Source organism: Streptomyces sp. NRRL B-24572 (genome assembly GCF_002156145.1).
Taxonomy (GTDB): Bacteria; Actinomycetota; Actinomycetes; order Streptomycetales; family Streptomycetaceae; genus Streptomyces; species Streptomyces vietnamensis.
Window position 1 is genome coordinate 1 of sequence record NZ_MWIG01001057.1, and the last position, 759, is coordinate 759.

1 protein-coding gene is annotated in these 759 nt (G+C 71.5%); it reads right to left on the reverse strand.

What is annotated here, in order from left to right; all coding sequences use genetic code 11:
• Positions 1-82: 82 nt before the first annotated feature.
• The gene (locus tag CCN56_RS40080) at positions 83-670 is read right to left on the reverse strand and encodes a GNAT family N-acetyltransferase (RefSeq protein WP_086832486.1); all 588 of its coding nucleotides are present in this window, start codon (positions 668-670) and stop codon (positions 83-85) included.
• Between the last annotated feature and the right edge of the window lie 89 nt (positions 671-759).

The following is a 759-nucleotide window of genomic DNA, read 5'->3' on the forward strand; positions in this document are numbered from 1 at the left end:
TCGTTCCTCCCCCGGACTCCGCCCCGGAGGTGCCTCCTGGGCGGAACGGGTGGGCACAACGGAACGGCGCCCTTAGCCGCGCCTAGGCTCCCGCGCCCGACCCCGCACCCACCAAGGGCCGCACCAACTCGTACTCCAGCTCCCTGGCCCCGGCGTCCCCCGGCACCGCCACCGCGTCCCCGGTCGCCACGAACCCGAACCGCCGATAGAACGAGGCGGCCCGCGCGTTCTCCTCGTGGACGTACAGCCGGACCCGCGCCACCGCCGGCGCCGGCACCGTCCAGGACCACTCCACGCCCGCCCGGAACAGCGCGTCGATCACACCGGTTCCGCGCGCCTCGGGGCGTACATACACGCCGACGATGTGCGTCTGGTCGACCTTCGCCGCCTCGCCGAACTTCACCTCGTCCGACGGTCGCTCCACGAGCAGTGTGATCGTGCCCGCCCAACTCCCGTCCGGGGCCTCGGCCACGAACTGCAGCACGCTCCCGTCGCCGCTCTCGGACGCGCCCTCCGCACGGTCCTTCCAGAAGGCGTCGGGCCGTTCGACGGCCGCCTCGTACGTGTCGAGGAAGGCCAGGTGCGCGATCGGGTCCTGGAGGGCGGCCAAGCGGATCTCGCGGGCCTGCTCCCACTCGTCGGCGCGGAGGGTACGTATCGAATAGTCCATGCCGCCGATCCTGACGAGCCCCGCACCCCTCTGACAAGGCCTTTTCCTGACCGCACCCGACCGGTGCCGGAACGCAAAAATGCCTCAAC